Consider the following 7,191-nt stretch of genomic DNA (forward strand, 5'->3'; position numbering starts at 1 on the left):
GGTCCCTACGGGCCTTCGGCCCTTCGGTTCGCCTCGCGCTCCGCGCGAGGGGGCCACCCTTCGGGTGGCCTAGACCCGCTCCGCGTGTCCGGCTCCCGGCTTCGCCGGTCGCGGCTGGCGCTTCGCGCTCGGCCCGGGGCCGCTCCGCTTCGCTCCGGCGGCCCGGGGTTGGCTGAGGCTCGGTCAACTCGCTGAGCTGGGTTTTTGGCTGACGGAGAGGCGGCCTGCGGCCGGGCTGGCTAGGAGGAGGGGCCGGCGCGGTGGTCGGATGCGGGCCCGTGGGGGCCGGGGCGGGGAAGTGCCGGCGCGGGCGGATCGGTCGATAAGTGGTCTGGACCTCTTGGGCGCGAAGGGCGGCCCGGATCTGACGCTCCGCCGTGATGCTTCACTTCGCACTGTCAGCCGATCCCGCCTGTAGGACTCTCCCCTCCCGGGTTTCCGCGTTTTCCTGCGGGCTCGACCGGGGCTCTGATATTCTGCTGTTCGGTCGCTTTTAATGGGCCGTATTGTCGGTCGAATTTCTCTTCGAGTTTCGTCCGGCCGCGTGCATCAAAACTGACTGCGAGGCTTTCCCGCGCGAATGCGGGTGCCTATTCGAGAGGGGCAGGGCATGGGGACTTCCGGGGCGGTGGCGGGGCGTCAGGGGCGGGCCCGAGGCATCCGGCTGAGGCCGCACCAGGAGGAGGCGGTGGAGGCCATCGTGCGGGCGCTGACGCCCCGTCCGGGGCGCGTGGTCCCGGCGGGCCTGCGGGCCACGGTGCAGCTCGCCACCGGCACCGGCAAGAGCTTCGTGGGGGCGGTGGCGGCGCAGCGGCTCGCGCCGCGGGGTGTGGTGATGGTGGTGGTGCCGACCCTGGACCTGCTGACGCAGATGCGGGCGTCGTGGGTGGAGGCCGGCCGCGCGGGGGAGGCGCTGGCGGTGTGCTCGCTGGTCAAGGAGGAGCTGCCGGAGGGAATGCCGGGGACCACGCATCCGCTGGTCATCGCGTCGTGGATCGACCGGGCGGCGGCTGCGGGGAAACCGCTGACGCTGTACTCGACGTACGCGGCGGCGGGGGCGGTGGAGGACGCCTACGAGGTCTGGCGGCAGGAGGAGGGCCGGGAACTGGCTCCGCTGGACCTGATGGTGTGTGACGAGGCGCACCGCTCCTCCGGGTCGGCAGAAAAAGCGTGGACGGTGGTGCACGACCAGGCGGCGATCCCGTCGGCGCGGCGGCTGTACACGACGGCGACGCCGCGGATCTGGATGCCGCCGAAGCGGCGCCGGGAGGAGTCGGAGGGGCGGGAGGCTTTCCAGCCGCTGCCGGAGGAGCTGGCCGTCTCCATGGACGACCAGGCCATTTACGGGCCGCAGGTGTACACACTAGGTCTCGCGGAGGCGGTGGACCGGGGCCTGCTGGCCCCGTTCGAGATCGTGGTCCTGGAGCTGCGCGACCCGGAGACGGACGCGGACGCGGCGGCCGAGCAGCCGGTGCCGTGGGGTGCCGGCGCGGGCGAGGCGGAGGACGGGTCCGAGGACCAGGTGCCGGTCGCACGGGTCGCAGCCATGCAGGCCGGGCTGCTCAAGGTCGCGGCCATGCACCGGCTGCGGCGCACGATCACGTTCCACCCGAGGACGCTGGAGGCCCGCTACTTCAGCGAGACGCTGAACCAGACGGCGGAGCGCCTGTTCCTGGAGAACCCGGACGAATTCCCCGAGGAGGTATGGGCGCAGTGGCTGTCCGGTGAGCACCCGGCGGATTACCGCCGCTACATTCTCGGGGACTTCGGGCAGTTGGAGGAGTACGACGGTCTGGGGTATCGGGTGCTGTCGAATTGCCGTGTTCTGGGTGAGGGTGTGGACATGCCGGGGGCTGATTCCATTCTCCTCCAGGGTCGGGGGAGCATGGTCGATATCGTGCAGGCCATAGGGCGTGCGCTCCGCATGAAGCCCGGTGAGGGGAAAGTGGCGCGTATTGTCGTGCCGGTTTTCCTGCGCAAGGGCGAGCAGCCCGGGGACATTATGGAGTCGGATTCCTATGGGCCCCTGGTCAAGGTCTTGACCGCGATCCGCAGCCACGACGCCCGGCTCCTGGAGGCGCTGGCGGTGCCGCAGAGCAGCGGGCGGCGGACCACCGGCGGGCGGGCCGAACTCGTTGGCGCGCCTGGTGAGGGCGGGGGCGAGGAGGAGTCGGCGGGGGCGTTCACGCTGCCGGTGCGGTTCCAGTCCCGGGTGTCCCAGACCGCGCTCGCGCTGTTCGTCTCCACGCAGGTCTTCCGGTCCGAGAGCGTGTATTGGAAGGAGGGTATGCAGCATTGCGCGGAGTGGGTCGAGGAAAACGGTTCGCTCGATGTCCCGTACAACGCGATGGTGGGCGAGTTGGGTAATTTCCCGCTCGGGAAGTGGCTCTCGGACCGGCGTCACGAGCGCTCCACGGGCGACATGGCGGACTACCGTGTCGCGCTCCTGGATTCTCTGGGCATGGTCTGGTCGGTTTCCGACGCCCGTTTCGAGGCCGGGCTCGCGTGGGCGCGGCAGTGGGCGGCGGAGCACCACGGGTCGCTGGCCGCGCCGTCGCGGGCGTCCATCGGCGGGTACGCGATCGGCACGTGGCTGGTGGAGCTGCGGGCGCAGGCGGAGGTACCGGCCGACCAGCCGGGGGCACTGTCGCCCGATCGGCGCCAGGCGCTGGAGGCGATCGACCCGTGGTGGTGCCCGGCCTGGCCGATCACCTGGCAGCGCTCGTACGCGGCCGCCAGGGCGTGGTGGCTGGCCTGCGAGGGCCGGGTCGACTGGCCCGGCCTGCCGGTCGAGACGGCTTTCGAGGGCGAGACGATCGGCCGCTGGGTGCGCGCGCAGCGCGGGTCCTGGGCGCAGCTCGCCGAGGAGCAGCAGGATCTGCTCCTGGCGCTGGGCATCGAGGAGGACCAGGAGCTGGCCGCCGAGGCCGCCGCGAAGGCGGAGAAGGCGACCCGGCCGGTGAAGGGGCGGGCGGACCGCTTCGCGCAGCATTTGGAGGCCCTGCACGCTTTCGCGCGGCGCGAGGGGCACGTGCGGGTGCCCCGGCAGCACAAGGAGCCGGTGGAGGCCGCCGAGGGCTCCGAGGAGCCGGTGCTGCTGGGCCTGGGGGCGTGGCTGTCCAACCAGCGCAGCCGCCGGGCGAAGCTGACGGCGCAGCAGCTCGTCGCGCTCGGCCGGGCCGGGGTCGAGTGGGCCGCGGAGCTGGCCCCGGTGCGGTGGGAGACCGAGGAGGCGGCGCGGTGACGGTCTCCTGGCTGGCGGACTGGTACTGCGGGGAGTGCGGCGAGGACGTGTCGGCGGTGCCGGCCGGAGAGGTGGTGCGGTGATGTTCGATCAGGTGCATCGGCTGGCGGCGGCGCGGCGGCGGGTGCAGCGCCAGGCCCGGGGGCTGACGGCGGAGCAGATCGGGGCGGGCCTGGTGGCCGCGCGGGGCTGGGAGCGGCAGTCCGGCCGGGACGAGCACGCGGGGTTGGGTGCGGGGTGGGAGGTGGAGGAGTGGGAGCGCATCGCCGCCCTGGTCGCCTCGGGCGGTCCGGGGGCGGTGTACGACGTCGCCCTCGACGCGCAGGCCCAGGCGTGGCTGGCCGAGTGGGAGCAGCAGTTGCAGGCCGGACGCCGGGCCCGCCAGCAGCGCCCGGCGCGGCCGGTGCCGCCTGTGCCGCCGCCGGACCGGGTCCAGGTGAAGGTGGTGGTGCCGGGCGAGGCCGGGCGGCGCCTGGAGGCGCTGGCGGAGGGGCTGGGGTGGAGCGCGGAGCGGGTGCTGGCGGTGCTGGCCGAGCACGTCCGGGTCGACGGCGACGGCCTGGTCCACGTCCCCCCGGTCCCGGTCACCCCGGCGCCGCCCGGGATGGAGAGCCACCGCGAGCAGCCGCCCGCGGTCTACCGGGAGCGGCCGCGCTTCGGGCGCGAGGACTACGGCGACAGCTACGGCGGGCCGGCGCTGGACTGGTAGCGCCTGGGCAGCAAAGCGGCGGGGCCGCCACCGACTGGTGGCCGGCCCCGTGCGGTCAGTAGATGAATTCGACCTGGCGGCCGTCGACGGCGGCACTTTTGATGTTCGGGGCGGGGCTTCCGACGGGGTAGTCCTGGAAGCAGACGGTGTACGTCGCGCCGGGGGTCAGGCGCATGGCGATCTTGGTTTCCTTGCGAACCTGGGTCGAGGTGACGGGGACGTTCGTCCACGGGACGGCCTTGTCGGCCGGGTAGACGGCACTGGTGTCTTCGGTGCCCTTGAGCCACAGGTAGAGGTCGACGGACAGCGGCCGGGTCGACTGGATGTAGCCGACCATGTAGACGTCGTTGCCCGACCTGCGGACGCAGACGTCCACGGCGGCGCCGCGGCTGGTGTAGGCCGTCACCGGGCCGCGGCACTTCTCCCCGTCGGGGAGGGCGGAGGCCGGCCCCGACAGCGACGGCCTCGCCGAAGCCCGGCCCGACGGGGACGGACTCGCCGAAGGGCTGCCCGACAGCGGCGGGTTCGGCGCCGTCGTGCTCTGCGGGGCGGTCCCGGTCGGAGGGACTACGGCCGTGTCGCCGGAGGGCAGGTTCGCAGACTCCACCTCCGAGGACCTGGCGTACCAGGTACTGCCGGCCAGGGCTGCGGCCACGACGGCGACTGCTGCTGCCGCCTGCACCCCCCGGCGGGACCACCACCTCGCCTGCGCCGTGCCCGGGCCTGCGGGCGGCTGCGGCTGGGGCTGGGGCTGCGGAAGAGCGGGAGCCGTCCCGGCCGGGACGGGCACGGGCAGCACGGCCCGGGCGGGCGGGGCCGGGTTCTCCTCCCGCTCCGGGGCCGCCCCGGAGCCGGCCTCCGGCTCCTCCACCTCCGCCAACTCCGGCTCCGGCTCCGGCCCGGGCTCCGGCTCCGGCCCGGGCTCCGGCTCCGGCCCGGGTTCCGGGTCCTGTGCCCGGGACGGTTCGACCTGATCGGCGGCCCCTGTACCCGACCGCTCCGCCGAAGTGCCGGCAACAGCGCCTGGGGAAGACACCGCCGCCCTGCCGGGAGCAGCCGCGGCGCCGGCCGCGTTGCGGGCGAGGACCTCGCCCGCCCTCTGCCTCCAGCGGTGGTGCCGCTTGAGGTCGTTGTACGCCTTCTCGATCCTGTGGCCGCGCCCGATCAGCTCGGCCGCGTCCCGGCCCTCCAGCCCCAGCAGGGCCGCGATCGCCCGGGTCTCCTCCGCCGTCGGCAGGGCCCGGTCGGTGGCCACGGCCCCGCGTCCCTTCCTCCAGGCGGAGATCTGCGACCTGTAGGCCCCGGTGGCCTTGATGTTGTCGAAGAGCCAGCCGTCGCCTCGGACCCTGCCCTTGAATTTCTGCCAGACGGTCTTCGCCCACTCGTCCATGTCGGCGGCGAGCGCCAGCACGGCAGCGGTGAAAGCCGGGTCGTCGTCGGTCCCCACAGCGCTCGTTCCCCCTTCTGAAAGTTCCGCTGGAACGGTGGAACCGCTGGTCGCGGCGGTGGAAGTTCCAGCGGAATTCTCCACCCCCGGAAGGCACTTCACCGCCACCCGGCTGCCCGGCAGCATCAGTTGTGACGGTGCGTCGGACGCACCGCCGACTCCCCCAACCCCCGCACGCGCCCCCGTGCGCGCTGCCGCACGCCCTCAACCGCACGCACCGTCCCAAGGAGATCCGATGTACACCGCACCCACCGCCCCCGCCCCGCAGATCGCAGGCGGACAGCCGCTGCCGCCCCGGCCCTCGTACCCCCCGTTCGTCCCGCCCGGCCACACCCAGCCCCCCGCCGCGCCCGCCGCGCCCGCCGGGGTGCTGCCGCGGCCGGTGCTGCGCACGCGGATCACGTTGATCGTCACGGCCGTGCTGAACCTCGTCCTGGCCGCCGTGGCGCTCCTGCAGGCCCAGGCGCTGCGCGACTCCCTCGCCCGGTACCACGACGCGTGGTTCGCCGCGGCTTCCGGTCAGGGGCAGGCCGCGCAGGCCGGGGTCGAGTTCGCTCAGCTGGCCCTGGTGTGGGTCGGCCTGCACGCCGTCGTCGCCATCGTGCTGGCCCTGCGGATCGACAAGGGTCGCAGCGCGCTCCGCAGCGCGATGGTCGCCTTCGGCGGCTGGCAGTGCCTGATGGGCGTCCTCGCCCTCGCCGTCAGCGGCTCCGCCACTGGCGGCGGCGCCGTGGTGCGGGCGCTGGCCACTGCCGCCGGCGGCGCCCTGGTCGCCTACCTCGCCACCCGTCCCGACGCCGTCGCCTGGTTCAACCGTCCCCGCCACTGACCCCCGACCTCTTCCGAACCCGACCAGTCCTTCCCCCAGCGAGACAAGGAACCCATGACGATGAACATGCCCTCGACCTTGGCCGCGGCGGGCGCGAACCGCTACGTCCGGATGCTCCTCGCGCTGCTCGCCGCGGCGCTGATCCTCACCGGCCTCGCCGCCGCCGGCCCCGCGCCCGCCGCCTCCGCCACGGCCAAGCCGTCCTCGAAGGCCAAGACGGAGCAGGAGGAGGTGAAGGAGATCCAGCGCCGCCTGGTTGTCCACGGCTACCCGGTCACCGTGGACGGCTCCTACGGGGCGCGCACCCTCTACGCCGTCCAGGACTTCCAGCGCGACCACGGCCTCGCCCCGACCGGGTTCGTCCACGACTTCGCCCCGACCGGGTTCGACACCAACACCACTTTCTTCGCCCTGCTCGCCCCGCCCGCGAAGAAGCCCTCCCGCACGCCCACCAGGCTCACCAACACCCAGGCCGTCTCCCGGCTGCGCGCCGCAGGCGTCACCTGGCACGCCAGCAACAACGGCTGCATGGACAAGGACAAGCGCGGCTGCACCAGCTTCACCGACATCCTCGCCCCGACGCTCGACCTCGCCATCGACCTGAAGAAGCGCAGCGGCTGCGACGTGACGGTCACCGGCGGCACCGAGGCCGGCCACAACGCCGGTTCCCGCTCCCACAGCGAGGGCTACAAGATCGACATCCGGCCCAACCCGTGCATCGACAAGTTCATCACCAGCCACATGTTCCGCGGCCCGGACCGCGGCAACGACCCGCGCTGGCTCACCCACTCCGCCGAGTACGTCCTGGAACACCCCAAGAACGGCGGCCCCGTGCACTGGGACATCAAGTACACCCTGTGACCCGTCCGTGGGGCGGGGCCCGGCGGGGCCCCCCCCCCCCCCCCCCACCCCGGGCCCCCCCCCGACCGGGGGGGCCCCCCCCCGTTTGTGTGCGGGCCCGA

Annotated in this window: 5 protein-coding genes; 4 read left to right on the forward strand and 1 reads right to left on the reverse strand. The window is 73.5% G+C overall.

Annotation, left to right across the window (positions count from 1 at the left end; translation table 11 throughout):
* Positions 1-610: 610 nt before the first annotated feature.
* A complete protein-coding gene (locus ACFV18_RS32720) occupies positions 611-3,244 on the forward strand; it encodes a Helicase associated domain protein (RefSeq protein ID WP_380488957.1) in 2,634 nt (877 codons plus the stop codon).
* A gap of 82 nt (positions 3,245-3,326) precedes the next feature.
* Positions 3,327-3,953, forward strand: coding sequence for a hypothetical protein (locus ACFV18_RS32725; RefSeq protein WP_380488953.1), 627 nt, complete (start codon positions 3,327-3,329; stop codon positions 3,951-3,953).
* Positions 3,954-4,008: 55 nt separating this feature from the next.
* Here ACFV18_RS32725 and ACFV18_RS32730 read toward each other — a convergent pair whose 3' ends face one another.
* Complete coding sequence (locus ACFV18_RS32730) at positions 4,009-5,400, reverse strand: hypothetical protein (protein WP_380488954.1); 1,392 nt, start codon at positions 5,398-5,400, stop codon at positions 4,009-4,011.
* A gap of 235 nt (positions 5,401-5,635) precedes the next feature.
* On the opposite strand from ACFV18_RS32730, the gene ACFV18_RS32735 reads away from it, so the two are divergent.
* Complete coding sequence (locus ACFV18_RS32735) at positions 5,636-6,229, forward strand: hypothetical protein (RefSeq protein WP_380488955.1); 594 nt, start codon at positions 5,636-5,638, stop codon at positions 6,227-6,229.
* Positions 6,230-6,289: 60 nt separating this feature from the next.
* Positions 6,290-7,090, forward strand: a complete 801-nt coding sequence (locus tag ACFV18_RS32740) for a peptidoglycan-binding protein (protein WP_380488956.1) — start codon at positions 6,290-6,292, stop codon at positions 7,088-7,090.
* Positions 7,091-7,191 lie beyond the last annotated feature (101 nt).

The organism is Kitasatospora sp. NPDC059673 (genome assembly GCF_042734215.1).
In the GTDB taxonomy this organism is placed as follows: domain Bacteria; phylum Actinomycetota; class Actinomycetes; order Streptomycetales; family Streptomycetaceae; genus Kitasatospora.

Excerpts from the sequence above, each read along its gene's own strand:
- ACFV18_RS32720 (WP_380488957.1), top strand. The coding sequence starts at position 611 with ATGGGGACTTCCGGGGCGGTGGCGGGGCGTCAGGGGCGGGCCCGAGGC.
- ACFV18_RS32725 (WP_380488953.1), top strand. The coding sequence starts at position 3,327 with ATGTTCGATCAGGTGCATCGGCTGGCGGCGGCGCGGCGGCGGGTGCAG.
- ACFV18_RS32735 (WP_380488955.1), top strand. The coding sequence starts at position 5,636 with ATGTACACCGCACCCACCGCCCCCGCCCCGCAGATCGCAGGCGGACAG.
- ACFV18_RS32740 (WP_380488956.1), top strand. The coding sequence starts at position 6,290 with ATGAACATGCCCTCGACCTTGGCCGCGGCGGGCGCGAACCGCTACGTC.